The organism is Pseudomonas sp. TWI929 (assembly GCF_039673335.1).
In the GTDB taxonomy this organism is placed as follows: Bacteria; Pseudomonadota; Gammaproteobacteria; order Pseudomonadales; family Pseudomonadaceae; genus Aquipseudomonas.
This window is the reverse complement of record NZ_JBDJLK010000024.1, coordinates 14,771-31,366: the sequence shown is the minus strand read 5'-3', so window position 1 is coordinate 31,366 and position 16,596 is coordinate 14,771. Positions and strand designations below refer to the sequence as shown.

14 protein-coding genes are annotated in these 16,596 nt (G+C 61.2%); 10 read left to right on the top strand and 4 right to left on the bottom strand.

Annotated features, from left to right (window positions below; genetic code table 11):
• Positions 1-177 precede the first annotated feature (177 nt).
• The 7 genes from rnr to dnaB all read left to right on the top strand — a co-directional run bounded on the left by rnr (position 178) and on the right by dnaB (position 7,301).
• Positions 178-2,754, top strand: a complete 2,577-nt coding sequence (gene rnr, locus ABE456_RS12595) for a ribonuclease R (protein WP_346644215.1) — start codon at positions 178-180, stop codon at positions 2,752-2,754.
• Positions 2,751-3,497 carry a 23S rRNA (guanosine(2251)-2'-O)-methyltransferase RlmB gene (gene rlmB, locus ABE456_RS12590; protein ID WP_110745923.1) on the top strand — a complete coding sequence of 249 codons (747 nt, stop codon included), beginning with the start codon at positions 2,751-2,753 and terminating at the stop codon, positions 3,495-3,497. Before rnr ends, rlmB begins: the two co-directional genes overlap by 4 nt.
• 244 nt (positions 3,498-3,741) lie before the next feature.
• Positions 3,742-4,167, top strand: coding sequence for a 30S ribosomal protein S6 (rpsF, locus tag ABE456_RS12585; RefSeq protein ID WP_003249557.1), 426 nt, complete (start codon positions 3,742-3,744; stop codon positions 4,165-4,167).
• Between the two features lie 28 nt (positions 4,168-4,195).
• Positions 4,196-4,426 (top strand): 30S ribosomal protein S18, encoded by a 231-nt coding sequence (gene rpsR / locus ABE456_RS12580; protein ID WP_003249563.1) that lies wholly within the window; start codon positions 4,196-4,198, stop codon positions 4,424-4,426.
• A gap of 33 nt (positions 4,427-4,459) precedes the next feature.
• Positions 4,460-5,323 (top strand): hypothetical protein, encoded by an 864-nt coding sequence (locus ABE456_RS12575; RefSeq protein ID WP_346644214.1) that lies wholly within the window; start codon positions 4,460-4,462, stop codon positions 5,321-5,323.
• A gap of 20 nt (positions 5,324-5,343) precedes the next feature.
• Positions 5,344-5,790 carry a 50S ribosomal protein L9 gene (rplI, locus tag ABE456_RS12570; protein WP_003249568.1) on the top strand — a complete coding sequence of 149 codons (447 nt, stop codon included), beginning with the start codon at positions 5,344-5,346 and terminating at the stop codon, positions 5,788-5,790.
• Positions 5,791-5,903: 113 nt separating this feature from the next.
• Positions 5,904-7,301: a replicative DNA helicase gene (gene dnaB / locus ABE456_RS12565; RefSeq protein WP_346644213.1), complete on the top strand. Its 1,398-nt coding sequence runs from the start codon at positions 5,904-5,906 to the stop codon at positions 7,299-7,301.
• Between the two features lie 133 nt (positions 7,302-7,434).
• Here the strand turns inward: dnaB and ABE456_RS12560 are convergent, their stop codons facing one another.
• Positions 7,435-9,090 carry an ATP-binding cassette domain-containing protein gene (locus ABE456_RS12560; RefSeq protein ID WP_346644212.1) on the bottom strand — a complete coding sequence of 552 codons (1,656 nt, stop codon included), beginning with the start codon at positions 9,088-9,090 and terminating at the stop codon, positions 7,435-7,437.
• A 740-nt stretch (positions 9,091-9,830) separates the two neighbouring features.
• On the opposite strand from ABE456_RS12560, the gene ABE456_RS12555 reads away from it, so the two are divergent.
• A complete protein-coding gene (locus ABE456_RS12555) occupies positions 9,831-10,094 on the top strand; it encodes a DUF3077 domain-containing protein (protein ID WP_019473937.1) in 264 nt (87 codons plus the stop codon).
• A gap of 254 nt (positions 10,095-10,348) precedes the next feature.
• Positions 10,349-12,649 carry a YgiQ family radical SAM protein gene (locus ABE456_RS12550; protein ID WP_346644211.1) on the top strand — a complete coding sequence of 767 codons (2,301 nt, stop codon included), beginning with the start codon at positions 10,349-10,351 and terminating at the stop codon, positions 12,647-12,649.
• A 121-nt stretch (positions 12,650-12,770) separates the two neighbouring features.
• On the opposite strand, the gene ABE456_RS12545 is transcribed toward ABE456_RS12550, so the two are convergent.
• A complete protein-coding gene (locus ABE456_RS12545; RefSeq protein WP_346644210.1) occupies positions 12,771-13,358 on the bottom strand; it encodes a TIGR00730 family Rossman fold protein in 588 nt (195 codons plus the stop codon).
• A gap of 349 nt (positions 13,359-13,707) precedes the next feature.
• Here ABE456_RS12545 and azu point away from each other — a divergent pair, with 349 nt between their 5' ends.
• On the top strand, positions 13,708-14,157 hold the full coding sequence (azu, locus tag ABE456_RS12540; RefSeq protein WP_025752457.1) for an azurin: 450 nt from the start codon (positions 13,708-13,710) through the stop codon (positions 14,155-14,157).
• 126 nt (positions 14,158-14,283) lie between these two features.
• Here the strand turns inward: azu and nadE are convergent, their stop codons facing one another.
• Both nadE and pncB read right to left on the bottom strand, forming a co-directional pair.
• A complete protein-coding gene (nadE, locus tag ABE456_RS12535; RefSeq protein ID WP_346644209.1) occupies positions 14,284-15,111 on the bottom strand; it encodes an ammonia-dependent NAD(+) synthetase in 828 nt (275 codons plus the stop codon).
• Between the two features lie 3 nt (positions 15,112-15,114).
• The gene (gene pncB / locus ABE456_RS12530; RefSeq protein ID WP_346644208.1) at positions 15,115-16,320 is read right to left on the bottom strand and encodes a nicotinate phosphoribosyltransferase; all 1,206 of its coding nucleotides are present in this window, start codon (positions 16,318-16,320) and stop codon (positions 15,115-15,117) included.
• Positions 16,321-16,596: the final 276 nt, after the last annotated feature.

Sequence of the window (16,596 nt, the reverse complement as noted above, 5' to 3'; positions counted from 1 at the left end):
CCCAAGGCTGTAAAGCCCCCAATCAAAAAAAATTTCAAAAAATTCAACTCGTTGATTCCACAGCCCTATTACTGCTGTCTATGCACTGCAGCGGGGGCTGTCCAAGGCTGACATTTCCGGTTTCAATACGCCTATGCCAGAATTCCTATCTATATACCCCAAGGTGAACCCCTTCTGATGGCCGATTGGCAATCCCTCGATCCCGAGGCCGCTCGCGAAGCGGAAAAATACGACAACCCTATTCCCAGCCGTGAGCTGATCCTGCAGCGCCTCGCCGACCGTGGCGAACCGGCCGCACGCGAGGAACTGGCGGCCGAGTTCGGTCTGTACGACGAAGACCAGATCGAAGCCCTGCGCCGCCGCCTGCGTGCCATGGAGCGCGATGGCCAGCTTATCTATACACGGCGCGGCACTTATGCCCCGGTAGACAAGCTGGACCTGATCTGTGGTCGCGTCTCCGGCCACCGCGACGGCTTTGGCTTCCTTATTCCGGATGACGGCAGCGAAGACCTGTTCCTCAGCCCGTCGCAGATGCGACTGGTGTTCGACGGTGACCGCGGCCTGGCCCGTGTCTCTGGCGTCGACCGCCGTGGCCGCCGCGAAGGCGTGCTGGTCGAGGTCATCTCCCGTGCCCACGAAAGCGTGGTCGGCCGTTACTTCGAAGAAGGCGGCATTGGCTACGTGACCCCGGACAACCCGAAGATCCAACAGGAAGTGCTGGTTACCGCCGGGCGTAACGGTGGCGCCAAGATCGGCCAGTTCGTCGAGATCAAGATCACCCACTGGCCAACCCCGCGCTTCCAGCCGCAAGGCGACGTGGTCGAGGTCATCGGCAACTACATGGCGCCGGGCATGGAAATCGACGTTGCCCTGCGCAGCTACGATATCCCGCACGTCTGGCCCAAGGACGTGATCAAGGAAGCGCGCAAGTTCCGCTCCGAAGTCGAAGAGAAGGACAAAGAGAAGCGCGTCGATCTGCGCCATCTGCCGTTCGTCACCATCGACGGTGAAGATGCCCGCGACTTCGACGACGCTGTCTATTGCGAACCGCTGGGCAAGCTGCGCCTGTTCTCGGGTGGCTGGCGCCTGTATGTGGCCATCGCCGACGTGTCCAGCTACGTGCGCCTCGGCTCGGCCCTGGACGTCGAAGCCCAGCAGCGCGGTAACTCGGTGTACTTCCCCGAGCGCGTGGTGCCGATGCTCCCCGAAGAGCTGTCCAACGGCCTGTGCTCGCTGAACCCACACGTCGATCGCCTGGCCATGGTCTGCGAAATGACCATGAACAAAGCCGGCCAAATGGTCGACTACCAGTTCTACGAAGGCGTCATCCACTCCCACGCCCGCCTGACCTACAACAAGGTCAGCAGCATGCTCGAGCACGCCCGCACCCGTGAGGGCAAGGCCCTGCGTGAAGAGTACAAGGCAGTCGTGCCGGACCTGAAGAACCTGTACAACCTGTACAAGGTGCTGGTGGATGCCCGTCACACCCGTGGCGCCATCGACTTCGAGACCCAAGAAACCCGCATCATCTTCGGCGACGAACGCAAGATCGCGGAAATCCGCCCGACCGTGCGCAACGACGCCCACAAGCTGATCGAGGAGTGCATGCTGGCGGCCAACGTGGCCACCGCCGAGTTCCTGCAGAAGCATGGCGTACCGGCGCTGTACCGTGTGCACGATGGCCCGCCACCGGAGCGCCTGGAAAAACTGCGTGCCTTCCTTGGCGAACTGGGCCTGACCCTGCACAAGGGCAAGGACCCGTCACCGAAGGACTACCAGGCCCTGCTGGCGAGCATCGCCGGGCGCCCGGACTTCCACCTGATCCAGACGGTGATGCTGCGCTCGCTGAGCCAGGCCGTGTACAGCACCGACAACAACGGCCACTTCGGCCTGAACTACGAGGCGTACACCCACTTCACCTCGCCGATTCGCCGTTACCCGGACCTGCTGGTGCACCGCGCCATCCGCAGCATCATCCGCTCCAAGGTCGATACCCCGCACGTCAAGCGTGCCGGCGCCATGAGCATCCCCAAGGCGCGTATCTACCCGTACGACGAAAACACCCTCGAGCAACTCGGCGAGCAATGCTCGATGACCGAGCGCCGCGCCGACGAAGCCACCCGTGACGTGGTCAACTGGCTCAAGTGCGAGTACATGAAGGACCGCGTGGGCGAGACCTTCCCGGGTGTGATCACTGCGGTGACCGGTTTTGGCCTGTTCGTCGAGCTGACCGACATCTATGTAGAAGGCCTGGTGCACGTCAGTGCATTGCCGGGCGACTATTACCACTTCGACCCAGTGCACCACCGCCTGTCGGGCGAGCGCACCGGGCGTAGCTTCCGCCTGGGCGACACGATCGAGGTCAAGGTCATGCGTGTTGACCTGGACGAGCGCAAGATCGACTTCGAGGTGTCGGAAAAGGCCCTCGCCGCACCAATTGGCCGCAAGCAGCGCGGCGCCGCGCCAGCTGCCGAAAAGGCCGAGCCTGCCCCGGTCGAGGCCAAGGCCACGCCGAAGCCACGCAGCCGCAAGAGTGAAGCCTCCGAAGCGTACTTCCCGAAAGACGCCGTGCAGCGTAACGCCGAAGTGCGCAAGAGCCGCGAAATGAAGAAGGCGCTGATGAGCGAGGCACGCACTGGCGGCCATGCCAGCAGCAAGTCGGACAAAGGTGGCAAAACCACCGGCAAGCCGACCAAGCACCGTAAAGGCCCGCCGAAGTCCGGCGCGCCACGCAAGAGCAAGAGCAAGCCATGAGTCAGCTGGAAAAGATCTACGGCGTGCACGCCGTGCAGGCATTGCTGCAGCACCATCCGAAGCGGGTCAAGCAGATCTGGCTGTCGGAAGGGCGCAGCGAGCCACGCCTGCAAGCGCTGCTGGCGCTGGCCGCAGAAAACCGCGTGGCGGTTGGCCAGGCCGAGCGCCGTGAGATGGATGCCTGGGTCGAGGGCGTGCACCAGGGTGTTGTGGCCGAGGTCAGCCCGAGCCAGGTGTGGGGCGAGTTGATGCTCGAGGAACTGCTTGAGCGCACTGAAACGCCGCCGCTGATCCTGGTGCTGGACGGTGTGACCGACCCGCACAACCTCGGTGCCTGCCTGCGTACCGCCGATGCGGCGGGTGCCACGGCAGTGATCGTGCCCAAGGACAAGTCGGCAACCCTTACCCCGGTTGTGCGCAAGGTGGCCTGTGGCGCTGCCGAGGTGATTCCGCTGGTGGCCGTGACCAACCTGGCGCGTACGCTGGAGAAGTTGCAGCAGCGTGGCCTGTGGGTGGTCGGTACCGCCGGCGAAGCCGAGCAGGAGATCTACCAGCAAGACCTGACCGGGCCGCTGGTGATGATCATGGGCGCGGAAGGCAAGGGCATGCGCCGGCTGACCCGCGAGCATTGCGATTTCCTGGTGAAGTTGCCGATGGGCGGTAGCGTCAGCAGCCTGAACGTGTCGGTGGCGACGGGCGTGTGCCTGTTCGAGGCCGTGCGTCAGCGTCAGGCCAAGCGCTGACCTTTAGCCTGTACCGGCCTCTTCGCGGGTGAACCCGCGAAAGGGCCGGCAGCCTGTGAATATGTTTCTGGCTGTTCAAATAATCACCAATCACCTTGCTTGTGCGCCCCAGCTTCTCTACAATTGCGCCCCTTGCCGAGCTGGCAGGCGCTCATGTGCCTCCCCTCCGTGCAAGACATACAGTGTCATTCACTCCTTGTCTGACCAGATTCCCTGGCAGACTACTAACCCGTAAGGAGCATTCATGCGTCATTACGAAATCATCTTCCTGGTTCACCCGGACCAGAGCGAGCAAGTCGGCGGCATGGTTGAGCGTTACACCAAGCTGATCGAAGAAGATGGTGGCAAGATCCACCGCCTGGAAGACTGGGGCCGTCGTCAACTGGCCTACGCAATCAACAATGTTCACAAGGCTCACTACGTGATGCTGAACGTTGAGTGCACCGGCAAGGCCCTGGCCGAGCTGGAAGACAACTTCCGCTACAACGATGCCGTTATCCGTAACCTGGTCATCCGTCGCGACGAAGCCGTTACCGGCCAGTCCGAGATGCTGAAGGCTGAAGAGAACCGCAGCGAGCGCCGTGAGCGTCGCGAGCGTCCTGAGCATGCTGACTCCGCCGAAGGCGACGACAGCAATGACAGCGACTCCAGCGATAACGCTGACGAGTAATCCACGGACCTTTAGAGGAGCCTATTAAATGGCACGTTTCTTCCGTCGTCGTAAATTCTGCCGCTTCACTGCTGAAGACGTGAAAGAGATCGACTTCAAAGATCTCAACACCCTGAAAGCTTACGTATCCGAAACCGGCAAGATCGTTCCAAGCCGTATCACCGGTACCAAAGCTCGTTATCAGCGTCAGCTGGCTACCGCTATCAAGCGCGCCCGCTTCCTGGCCCTGCTGCCCTACACCGACAGCCACGGCCGCTGAGACCGGGTCGTCGACAAGCAGTAAGGGATTAGCATGCGAGCGTTAGCAAGTTTCATCATGCGCGGTCGTGTGCAGGCCACCCTGGTGGTGGTCATCAGCGCGGTACTGCCGCTGCTGTTCTGGTTGAGTGCCGCTGCCAGCAGCCTTGTGCTGCTGCGGCGTGGGTTCAAGGATGCTACATCGGTCATCGCCGGCGGCCTGCTGGCCGGGCTGGCCGTGTGGGTCATGGGCGATCCCATCACCTTTCTGGTGATTGCGGGTGCCCTGGCCCTGGCCGCCATGTTGCGTGCCGAGCATCCCTGGAGCCGGGTGTTGCTCGCCAGTGCCGTGTTCGCCGTGGCGTTTAGCCTCGTGCTTGATCTGGCGCTGGCGCAAACCTTCGATGTGCTGGCCAAGGCGTTTGCCGAAGCCATGCCGCAAATCGAAGGGCAACCGGTGCTCTCCGGTGAGCTGATCCGCCCTGTGCTGGTCGCTTCCACAGCAGTGACGGTGCAATTGTTCAGTGTGCTGGCGTTGATGCTGGCGCGCTACTGGCAGGCAGCGTTGTACAACCCTGGAGGCTTTGGTCGCGAGTTTCGCGAACTGAAGTTGCCGAAACAGACCATGGCGGTCTTGGTGGCAGTGATGGTGGTGGCGCCGTTTATCGGCCCGCAGTTCATCATCCTGGCATCGGCTTCCAGCCTGGTACTGGTGCTGGCCGGCATCGCCTTGATGCATGGGCTGGTGGCACAGGGCCGACTGGCCGGTTTCTGGCTGGTGGGCATGTACGTGACGCTGCCGCTGATCATGCAGCTGATTTATCCGTTGCTGGTGGTCTTGGCCATTGTCGACAGCCTGATTGATTTTCGCGGTCGCAAGTCCCCCAAGGGGAATGACTCCGCGAACGGTGAAGGTTAAAAGTTAAGAGGTTTTACCAAATGGAACTGATCCTGCTGGAAAAAGTCGCTAACCTGGGCAACCTGGGCGACAAAGTAAAAGTTAAGGCTGGTTACGGCCGTAACTTCCTGCTGCCATTCGGCAAGGCCACCGTTGCCAACGCCGCCAACCTGGCTGCGTTCGAAGAGCGTCGCGCCGAGCTGGAAAAAGCAGCCGCTGACAAGAAAGCTTCGGCTGAAAGCCGCGCTGCCCAACTGGCCGAGCTGGAAGTGACCATCACTGCCACTGCTGGCGACGAAGGCAAGCTGTTCGGTTCGATCGGCACCCACGACATCGCTGACGCCCTGACCGCCTCCGGCGTTGAAGTGGCCAAGGCTGAAGTTCGTCTGCCGAACGGCACCATCCGTCAGGTTGGCGAATACGACGTAGCCGTGCACCTGCACAGCGACGTTGAAGCCACCGTACGTGTGGTCGTCGTAGCTGCCTAAGCTGCGCTGACTGGCTGGCTCCTTGTGAGTCAGGCGGTTAACATCGGGCACGGTCCTGTTTTTTACAGGCCGTGCCCTTTGTCTTTTTCGTACTCCAGAATTCTTTCGTGGCCATGAACGAGATCACCACTTCCGAACAGCTAGACCTGCAAACCGCAGCCCTGAAGGTGCCGCCGCATTCCATCGAGGCCGAACAGGCCGTGCTCGGTGGCCTGATGCTGGACAACAACGCCTGGGAGCGGGTGCTGGACCAGGTGTCGGATGGCGATTTCTACCGGCATGACCACCGCCTGATCTTCCGTGCCGTGCACAAGTTGGCCGACGCCAACCAGCCATTCGACGTGGTTACCCTGCACGAGCAGCTGGACAAGGAAGGCTTGTCCTCGCAAATCGGCGGCCTGGCGTACCTGGCTGAGCTGGCCAAGAACACCCCGTCTGTGGCCAACATCAAGGCCTATGCCGCGATCATTCGCGAGCGGGCCACGTTGCGCCAGCTGATCAGTATCAGTACCGACATCGCCGACAACGCGTTCAACCCGCAAGGGCGCAACGCTGCAGAAATTCTCGACGATGCCGAGCGGCAGATCTTCCAGATCGCCGAGGCGCGCCCGAAAACCGGTGGCCCGGTAGGTGTCAACGACCTGCTGGCCATGGCCATCGACCGTATCGATACGCTGTTCAACTCCGACAGCGACATCACCGGTATTTCCACCGGTTACACCGACCTGGACGAGAAAACCAGCGGCTTGCAGGCCGCCGACCTGATCATCGTGGCTGGTCGTCCGTCGATGGGTAAGACCACCTTCGCCATGAACCTGGTGGAAAACGCCGTATTGCGTACCGACAAAGCGGTTCTGGTGTTCTCCCTCGAGATGCCAGGTGAGTCGCTGATCATGCGTATGCTCTCGTCGCTGGGCCGTATCGACCAGACCAAGGTGCGTTCCGGCCAGCTGGACGACGACGACTGGCCGCGCCTGACCTCGGCGGTGAACCTGCTCAACGACCGCAAGCTGTTCATCGACGATACCGCCGGCATCAGCCCGTCGGAAATGCGCGCGCGTACCCGCCGCCTGGCCCGTGAGCACGGCGAAATCGCCATGATCATGGTCGACTACCTGCAGCTGATGCAGATCCCCGGTTCGGCCGGTGACAACCGTACCAACGAGATTTCCGAGATTTCCCGCTCGCTCAAGGCCCTGGCCAAGGAATTCAACTGCCCGGTCATCGCCCTGTCGCAGCTGAACCGCTCGCTGGAACAGCGCCCGAACAAACGCCCGGTGAACTCCGACTTGCGTGAGTCCGGTGCAATCGAACAGGACGCCGACGTGATCATGTTCGTGTACCGCGACGAGGTGTACCACCCCGAGACCGAGCACAAGGGCGTGGCGGAAATCATCATTGGTAAACAGCGTAACGGCCCGATCGGCTTTGTGCGCCTGGCGTTTATCGGCAAGTACACCCGTTTCGAGAACTTGGCGCCGGGGATGTATAACTTCGATGATGATGAATAACTCATTGAGCTAGCAGGGACCCCTGTAGGAGCGGCCTTGCGTCGCGATGGGCTGCAGAGCAGCCCCAGGATTTCAGCGAAGATGCAAAAAGTGCTGGGGCTGCTGCGCAGCCCATCGCGACGCAAGGCCGCTCCTACAAGGTATGCGGTGCGCCCGCTAGCTGTGGATTCTGAGCGATGTTCGTTTGCACTTGGCTGATGATCCGCCCCCCGCTCATGGTGATAACCCGGTCAAACCGCGACAGCGCGCTCTGATCATGCGTCACGCAAACCAGCCCTCTCCCTTTGAATGCCTCGAACAACAGATCCCAGGTGCGCTCAGCCGATCCGGCATCGAGCCCGGCTGTGGGTTCGTCAAAGAAATTGAATTCCCCAGGCTGATTAAGAAGGCGTAGCAGCGTCAGCCTGCGTGCTTCGCCGCCGGAAATCGATTCTGCGCGTGCATCCAGATCAAGTTCGTACCAGACTTTGCCCAATCCCAGCCGTTCAAGCCATTGTTCGATTTGAGCGCGATCATGAGGCTGTTCGAACAGTACCGCGCGGGGCAGGGGGCCGGGTATGAAATGCGCATCCTGAGGGCAGAGCCGTAAGCGCCCGAACTGTTCACTAGCGTCGAGCGACGCCAGGCACCTGCCTTGCAGGTGAACATCCTTGCGCAACGGGAATATCGTTCCTGCCAGCGCGTGCAGAAGTGTCGATTTACCACCTCCGCTGGGTCCGACCAGCGCGACCCGTTCTCCTTTGTGCAGGACCAAGGGTTCTTCGATTTGCAGTTGCACCGTGTTCCGAGTGCTCAGCTGGCACGGGGTGATGCGCAACTGCGCGTCATGCTCGAGCGACACCGCCTCAGCAGAATGTGTCGGGCCGAACGAGGGGAGCTGGAGCCAGTGTTCGAGTTTGCGTTTGTCGAGCCTGAACTGGTCTAGTAGGCGCCAGGCCTCGGCCAGTTGTGCAACCCCTGCCAGCAAGCCACTCACTAAGGTGAAGAGAGCAACCAGCTCGCCCAAGCTCAGTTGCGGTGTTGCCAGCGCCTGATCATGGATGCCCCACATGAGCAAACCGCCGCTGCCCAGGCCAATGAACAATGTGCGCAAGCCCTGAACCCAGCCCCCGCTGTGAGCTACCCGCACTGCTGAATCGGCATAGTCCGAGAGCGTCTGGTTGACCGGGAGCATCGCGGCATCCTCGGCCTTTTCCAGTTTGACTGTTGCGGCGCTGGCGAAGGTATCCACCCATTGTTCCGCCAGTTCATCCTCGCGCGCGTTCACTGCCTCGATGTGAGGCCGGCGCCAGCGCACCAGGCGATCGTTGACCCACAGGTAAGCCAGGCTCAATGGGATGAGGCCGATCAATACCGAAGTAGCCCCCAGGTATGCAAAGAGCGTTATCAGCACTGCAGCTTCGGCAAGCACCGGCCATGCCGAACCAATCAGAAAGCCTAACCACCGCTCTTGTGCGGTAATGCCCCTATCCAGCACTTTTACCAGTGTTCCGCCATGGAGTTGTCCATAGGCCTCGAAGCGCTTGTCCAGCAATGCGCGGCACCAGCGAATGGAAAGTTGCTTCACGCGTTCCTGGCAAAGCCGCGCCAGGCACCAGGCTTGCAAAGGGGTCATTGAGGCTTGTAATGCTACCAGGCATATGAAGGCTCCGAGCAGAAGCTGGGAAGACGCGGCTGAGGTGGCCAGGTTGTCAATGATGTCGGCCAAGACCAGGGCAGGTACGACGGTCGCGACTTTCAGGATCAGTGTTGCGCTTAGGGCGGCGAGGATGCCTCGAAAGATGTGCATATGCCTCTGCTAGCTCTGTGGTAGGAGGAGTGCTGGGCCTGGTGGTGTGGATGGGTCAAGCCGCAAGAAAGCACCATCCTTCAATAAGTTCGCAGGGCTGTCTGCCGGCGAAGCGTTTGAAAATGTATCTGGCTGCGAAGGGGTTGCCATGGCTGGCGTTGCGACCCTTTATGCGAGGAAGTAATCAGCTTTTTCCCATTGCGTGTAGGCCGTTTCTGAAATAGCTTTCAACCGCCTTTGCGCCATTGCGGTGGTTTTCTGGGCGGCCTAGTCTGGCTCTGTCGTTGCCCAAGCAGCGACCGGGCCTGCAAGCTCGCAGACGATTAGTACCGCTATCCGGATTGCTGCCAGTCGGCAATTCGGTCAATGGTGGCTGCGTACGGGAGATCTTCGGATCTGCCGGTTTTATCGTCTGTCCGGTCTTGCAGACCCGTACGTAGCCGCCACCCATCAAATGCAAGTGATGTCGTGGCGGTCTTTTCGGAATCAGACGAGATTACGCCATGATCAAGATTGTCCCCGCTCCGCCCCGCGATCCCCCTTTTGATGAAGACAATCCGATGCAGGGGCAGATGCCTGCTGTAAGGCTTCGTTGATATGCCGCCTGGTCTGGCCCTTTCGCGGGTGAACCCGCTCCCACAGGATCACCACAGGCTTCGAGAATTGCACCGTGCCTGTGGGAGCGGGTTACCCGCGAAGAGGCCCGGCCAGGCAATAGAGAAATCTGAGGGGATTGAACAATGACAACAGAAGACACCCAGTTCACCGTCGGCAAGACCACGTTCTACCAAGGCGAAAATGGCACCCACCCGTTGTTCCGCATCGAGCCCGGGATCCCGTGCCGGGACGCTCGCGAGCAGTCTTCGGAGTTGATGGGGTATGTGCGCGAACTGACTATCACCGGGTTGATGGATGAAAAGCCGATGATGATCTGGGCTGCCCATTACCTGAGTGCGATGGCCAAGGCGTTGATGGATGATGCTGAGTTGGGGATGAAGCAGTGAGGGGTTGGCTTCAGGTTGCATGAAGGCGCCAGGTGTTCGCCGCAGCAGTTTCAGCGCCTATGAGATCGAGCGCTGATTATGTTGTGGCGAACACCTGGCAATCTCACCACAATTCCAAGCCACCCACCCGGCACCCCCGCCCATCCCAACCGTCGCTCCACCCACCAATCCCCACGAATCCAGTCGGATTTGGTCAAAATTTGTGCTATATTCCGCGCCCGCGATTTCCCTGTACACCAGAACCGGTCACTGACATGCAAGCAGCCAAACCACTCTACGACTATCCCAAGTACTGGGCCGAATGCTTCGGGCCAGCACCTTTCCTGCCAATGAGCAGGGAGGAGATGGATCTGCTCGGCTGGGATTCCTGCGACATCATCATCGTGACCGGGGACGCCTACGTCGACCACGCGTCGTTCGGCATGGCCATCATCGGCCGCCTGCTGGAGGCCCAGGGCTTCCGCGTGGGCATCATCGCCCAGCCGAACTGGCAGTCCAAAGACGACTTCATGAAGCTCGGGGAGCCGAACCTGTTCTTCGGCGTGGCCGCGGGCAACATGGACTCGATGATCAACCGCTACACCGCGGACAAGAAGATCCGTTCTGACGACGCCTATACCCCGGGTGGCCTGGCCGGCAAGCGCCCGGACCGTGCCAGCCTGGTGTACAGCCAGCGCTGCAAGGAAGCCTACAAGCACGTGCCGATCGTGCTGGGTGGCATCGAGGCTTCGCTGCGCCGCATCGCTCACTACGATTACTGGCAGGACAAGGTCCGCCATTCGATCCTGATCGACGCCAGCGCCGATATCCTGCTGTACGGCAACGCCGAGCGGGCCATCGTCGAGGTTGCCCAGCGCATGTCCCAGGGCGAGAAAATCGAGCACATCACCGATGTGCGTGGTACCGCGTTCATTCGCCGTGACACGCCTGCCGACTGGTTCGAGATCGACTCCACCCGCATCGACCGCCCGGGCCGCGTGGACAAGATCATCAACCCGTACGTGAACACCCAGGACACCCAGGCCTGCGCCATCGAGCAGGCCAAGGGCGAGCAGGAAGACCCGAACGAAGCCAAGGTGGTGCAGATTCTCGACAGCCCGCGAATGACCCGCGACAAGTCGGTAATCCGCCTGCCGTCGTTCGAAAAGGTGCGTAATGACCCGGTGCTCTATGCCCACGCCAACCGCGTGCTGCACCTGGAAACCAACCCGGGCAACGCCCGTGCCCTGGTGCAGAAGCATGGCGAAGTGGACGTGTGGTTCAACCCGCCACCCATCCCGATGACCACCGAGGAAATGGACTACGTGTTCGGCATGCCCTACGCGCGTATTCCTCACCCGGCGTATGGCAAGGAGCGCATCCCGGCCTACGAGATGATCCGCTTCTCGGTGAACATCATGCGTGGCTGCTTCGGTGGCTGTACCTTCTGCTCGATCACCGAGCACGAAGGCCGCATCATCCAGAACCGCTCGCACGAGTCGATCCTGCACGAAATCGAAGAGATGCGTGACAAGGTGCCGGGCTTCACTGGCGTGGTCTCCGACCTTGGTGGGCCAACCGCCAACATGTACCGCATCGCCTGCAAGAGCCACGAGATCGAGAAGCACTGCCGCAAGCCGTCGTGCGTGTTCCCGGGCATCTGTGAAAACCTCAACACCGACCACAGTTCGCTGATCGAACTGTACCGCAAGGCCCGTGCCTTGCCGGGTGTGAAGAAGATCCTGATCGCCTCGGGCCTGCGCTACGACCTGGCCGTGGAATCGCCGGAGTACGTCAAGGAGCTGGTCACCCACCACGTTGGCGGCTACCTGAAGATTGCCCCGGAGCACACCGAGCGTGGCCCGCTGGACAAGATGATGAAGCCGGGCATCGGCACCTACGACCGCTTCAAGCGCATGTTCGAGAAGTTCTCGAAAGAGGCCGGCAAGGAGCAGTACCTGATCCCGTACTTCATCGCCGCTCACCCGGGCACCACCGACGAAGACATGATGAACCTGGCGCTGTGGCTGAAGGGCAACGGCTTCCGTGCCGACCAGGTGCAGGCGTTCTACCCGTCGCCGATGGCTTCGGCCACGGCCATGTACCACTCGGGCAAGAACCCGCTGCGCAAGGTGACCTACAAGAGCGAAGGGGTGGAGATCGTCAAGAGCGAAGAGCAGCGTCGCTTGCACAAGGCGTTCTTGCGTTACCACGACCCGAAGGGCTGGCCGATGCTGCGTGAAGCGCTGGAACGCATGGGCCGCGCCGACCTGATCGGGCCGGGCAAGCACCAACTGATCCCGCTGCACCAGCCGCAGACCGATACCTACCAGAGCGCGCGTCGCAAGAACTCGACCCCGGCCGGTAGCCACAAGGTGGGCAAGGACCAGAAGATTCTGACCCAGCACACCGGCCTGCCACCGCGTGCAAGCGATGGCAGCAAGCCATGGGACAAGCGCGAGAAGGCCAAGGCCGAGGCGTTTGCGCGTAACCAGCAGGCGGCCAAGGAGCGCAAGGAAGCGGCCAAAGGCGGCAAGGGCAACAAGAAGCCGCGTCAGCCAGTTATTCCGCGCTGATCTAGGCCCTGCATAGAACCCTGTGGGAGCGGGTTTACCCGCGAATGCGATGGTGGATTTACCGACGTATTCGCGGGTGAACCCGCTCCCACAGGTTAGGTGTCAGGTCCAACAATCGAGATCAATCGGGTTTTTTGTCGACCCACTTCGGCGCCACCGGCGCGACAAAGTTGTCCATCCCATCCAGCAGCTCATCCGGCTGCTGCGCCAGCAGCAACATCGCCCGGTGCTGCGGGCGCACGAAGCCTTCTTCGACGATATGGTCGAGGAAGCCGCCCAGCTTGTCGTAGAAGCCGTTCACATCGAGCAGCCCCAACGGCTTGGCGTGATAGCCCAGCTGCCCCCAGGTCCACACCTCGAACAATTCCTCCAGCGTACCCAGCCCACCCGGCAAGGCGATGAAGGCATCGCTCAGCTCGGCCATGCGGGCCTTGCGCGCATGCATGCCATCAACCACTTCCAGGCGGGTCAGGCTTTTGTGGCCGACTTCAGCGTCCAGCAGGCTCTGTGGAATGATCCCGACCACTTCGCCACTTGCTGCCATGGCCGCGTCGGCCACCACACCCATCAAACCGACCGCGCCGCCGCCATACACCAGGGTCAGGCCGCGACGGGCGATGGCCTGGCCCAGCGCGATGGCCGCTTCACGGTAGGCAGGGTTAGTGCCGATGCTGGCACCACAGAACACACAAACGGAACGTACGGGCATTGCTCATCTCCTGTCACTCAGCTGCACAGGGTACGGCGCATGCCCGTCGCTTCCAAGGCCGCTATCATTCCGGGCGGGAGAATTCACAGATGGCGCCTGTGGCACCGTGGGCATAGGCGGCGAGCAGGCTGTTGAAGAAGCTGGAGATGGGCATTTGGTATTGCTCCTAAATGAGAGGTTGTCCCATCGTCCAATAAAAGGGCATGATGTGCCCTTAGATTGGTTGTATACAATCCATTGAACAATTCTACTGGCTGGCCTCTTGACACCCCCTTGACCCATATCAGCAAGGGGCTGAACGGTTTCAGGCAGTCTCGCAATTGATAAAACCCTGCCAAGGAGATTCATGATGTTTGCGAAAGCTGTAGCGGTATCCCTGCTGACCCTCGCCAGCGCTTCTGTCTTCGCCGCCGAGTGCTCGGTCACCGTCGACTCGACTGACCAGATGTCCTTCAATACCAAGGAAATCACCGTCGACAAGAGCTGCAAGGAATTCACCGTCAAACTGACCCACTCCGGCAACCTGCCGAAGAACGTCATGGGCCACAACCTGGTGATCAGCAAGACTGCCGACATGCAGGGCATTGCCACCGAAGGCATGAGCCAGGGTCTGGACAAGGACTACATCAAGGCTGATAACGCCGCGATCATCGCCCACACCAAAATGATCGGCGCGCCAGAGAAAGAAACCGAAGTGAAGTTTGACGCTACCAAGTTGGAAGCCGGTGGTGACTACAGCTTCTTCTGCACCTTCCCGGGCCACATCTCGATGATGAAGGGCAAGGTCGTCGTCAAGTAATCAAAGCCTGACGCCGAACCCTGTAGGAGCGGGTTTACCCGCGAATGCGTCGGTGGAGCTACCATCGCATTCGCGGCGGTTCGGCGCTCCGATGAACCCGCTCCCACAGGTCTTTCTACAGCCTGATCAAGGGGCGAACGGCAGTTCGCGCTTGTGCTGGGTCTTGCGGTAGGTGGCAACGATGATGTCGAACGCTGCCTGGTCAACCGGCTGCCCATGCAGGAAGGCATCGATCTGCTGGTAGGTCACGCCATGCGACGCTTCGTCCGGCTTGCCTGGCTCCAGGTCTTCCAGATCTGCGGTCGGCACCTTCTCCACCAGTGACTCCGGTGCACCAAAGCTGCGCGCAATCGCCCGTACCTGGTTTTTCACCAGCCCGCTCAGCGGCGCCAGGTCGCAGGCACCATCACCAAACTTGGTAAAGAAGCCCATCACCGCCTCGGCGGCATGGTCGGTACCGATCACCAGGCCCGCGCGGGCGCCGGCGATGGTGTACTGGGCGACCATGCGCGTGCGTGCCTTGACGTTGCCGACCACGAAGTCGACCAGCGTTGGCGAGCCGTTCTTCAACTCCACCACTTCCGCCGCCAGTGCCCGCACCGCCGGGGCGATATCCACGGTGTGCACTTCATCGGCCTTGATCACTTCCAGGCAGGCCTGGGCGTCATGCTCGTCATGCTGCACCTGATACGGCAGGCGCACCGCGATGAAGGTGTAGGCCTTGTCGCCGGTTTCGGCGCGCAACTCGTTGACGGCGCGCTGGGCGAGCAGGGCGGCGGTCAGCGAGTCGACACCGCCGCTGATGCCCAGCACCAGGGTCTTGAGCCGGGCATTGGCCAGGCAGCCCTTGATGAACGCCACGCGCCGGGCGACTTCGGCCTCGAGCGCTGCAGCGTCGGCGAACGGCGGCTGTACCTTCAGCGCCTGGGCAATTTCTTGCTGAACCGCTTGCATGGGTTACTCCTTGCTGGGGACTTTGAATACGTGGCGCATGTAGGCGACGAAGTTTTCGTCGCGGCATTGGGTCTTGGCAGCTTCGTCGGAAATCTTGGCCACTGGCGCGCCATTGCAGTCGGTCATTTTAAGCACGATGCTCATCGGCGCCACACCGGGGATGTCACAGGTGAGGTTGGTGCCAATGCCAAAACTGACGTTGATGCGACCGCGCAGGGCGCGGAAGATTTCCAGCGACCGGGTCAGGTTGAGGCCGTCGGAAAACACCAGGGTCTTGGTCATCGGGTCGATACCCAGTTTCTGGTAGTGGGCAATGGCCTTTTCCGCCCAGGCCACCGGTTCGCCCGAGTCGTGGCGCAGGCCGTCGAACAGCTTGGCGAAGTACAGGTCGAAATCGCTGAGGAAAGCATCCATGGTGATGCAGTCGGTCAGGGCAATGCCAAGCAGGCCCCGGTACTCGCGTACCCAGCAGTCCAGCGCGGCGATCTGGCTGTCGATCAAGCGCGGGCCGAGCTGCTGGTGGGCCATGATCCACTCGTGGGCCATGGTGCCCAGTGGCTTGATATCCAGTTTCCATGCCAGGTCGACGTTGCTGGTGCCGACAAAGCGGCCCGGGAAGTCGTCGCGTAGCACCCGCACCACTTCTTCCTGCACGCGGCTGGAAAAACGCCGACGGGTGCCGAAGTCGGCAACCTGCAACTCGGCCAGCTCGTCGTCGCTGGCATGCGCGCGCAGCCAGTCGAACTTGCGGTACAGCTGGTCGCGCGCTTCGGCCAGGCGCATGCGTGGGTGCAGGTGGCGGTTGCGCACTTCGCTGATGATTGCCAGTAGTGGCACTTCAAAGAGGATCACATGCAGCCACGGGCCTTTCAGGCGCAGGAACAGCTGGTCGTTTTCGATACCGATGCGCACGTAGCGCAGGTTGAAGCGGAACAGCCGTAGAAAGCGCAGGAAGTCGGGCTTGAGGAAGCTGATGCGTTCGAGGAAGGCCGGCTGGCCATCATCGAGGGTGAGGTCGCTGAGCCGTTCAAGCTGGTTGCGGATCTCACCGAGGTAAGGGCGCAGGTCCTCGCCATTGCGGCAGCGGAATTCCCATTCGACGTCGGCGTCCGGGTAGTTGTGCAGCACGCCCTGCATCATGGTGAGTTTGTAGAAGTCGGTGTCGAGCAGGTTGTGCACGATGCGCTCGGCGAATGCGCTCTCGCTCATCAAGGGGGGCTCCGGAAGCGGCGAATGGCGGACATTGTGCCAGCCTTTTGGGGGTTGTTGTGGCTGTGCTGGCCTCTTCGCGGGCTTGCCCGCTCCCACAGTGACCGCCCCGGGCTCATGAACGGTGCAATCCTGTGGGAGCGGGCGAGCCCGCGAAGAGGCCGGAACTGCCAAAACCGCGTGTTTTTCCGTGCGCCAGCTAGCCTTGAAACGGTGCCGCCTGTAGCAGTCGCGCACCAGCGGTGTGCACTTCGGTGACGTCGGCTGTTACAGGGC

Excerpts from the sequence above, each read along its gene's own strand:
- rnr (WP_346644215.1), top strand. The coding sequence starts at position 178 with ATGGCCGATTGGCAATCCCTCGATCCCGAGGCCGCTCGCGAAGCGGAA.
- rlmB (WP_110745923.1), top strand. The coding sequence starts at position 2,751 with ATGAGTCAGCTGGAAAAGATCTACGGCGTGCACGCCGTGCAGGCATTG.
- rpsF (WP_003249557.1), top strand. The coding sequence starts at position 3,742 with ATGCGTCATTACGAAATCATCTTCCTGGTTCACCCGGACCAGAGCGAG.
- rpsR (WP_003249563.1), top strand. The coding sequence starts at position 4,196 with ATGGCACGTTTCTTCCGTCGTCGTAAATTCTGCCGCTTCACTGCTGAA.
- ABE456_RS12575 (WP_346644214.1), top strand. The coding sequence starts at position 4,460 with ATGCGAGCGTTAGCAAGTTTCATCATGCGCGGTCGTGTGCAGGCCACC.
- rplI (WP_003249568.1), top strand. The coding sequence starts at position 5,344 with ATGGAACTGATCCTGCTGGAAAAAGTCGCTAACCTGGGCAACCTGGGC.
- dnaB (WP_346644213.1), top strand. The coding sequence starts at position 5,904 with ATGAACGAGATCACCACTTCCGAACAGCTAGACCTGCAAACCGCAGCC.
- ABE456_RS12560 (WP_346644212.1), bottom strand. The coding sequence starts at position 9,090 with ATGCACATCTTTCGAGGCATCCTCGCCGCCCTAAGCGCAACACTGATC.
- ABE456_RS12555 (WP_019473937.1), top strand. The coding sequence starts at position 9,831 with ATGACAACAGAAGACACCCAGTTCACCGTCGGCAAGACCACGTTCTAC.
- ABE456_RS12550 (WP_346644211.1), top strand. The coding sequence starts at position 10,349 with ATGCAAGCAGCCAAACCACTCTACGACTATCCCAAGTACTGGGCCGAA.
- ABE456_RS12545 (WP_346644210.1), bottom strand. The coding sequence starts at position 13,358 with ATGCCCGTACGTTCCGTTTGTGTGTTCTGTGGTGCCAGCATCGGCACT.
- azu (WP_025752457.1), top strand. The coding sequence starts at position 13,708 with ATGTTTGCGAAAGCTGTAGCGGTATCCCTGCTGACCCTCGCCAGCGCT.
- nadE (WP_346644209.1), bottom strand. The coding sequence starts at position 15,111 with ATGCAAGCGGTTCAGCAAGAAATTGCCCAGGCGCTGAAGGTACAGCCG.
- pncB (WP_346644208.1), bottom strand. The coding sequence starts at position 16,320 with ATGAGCGAGAGCGCATTCGCCGAGCGCATCGTGCACAACCTGCTCGAC.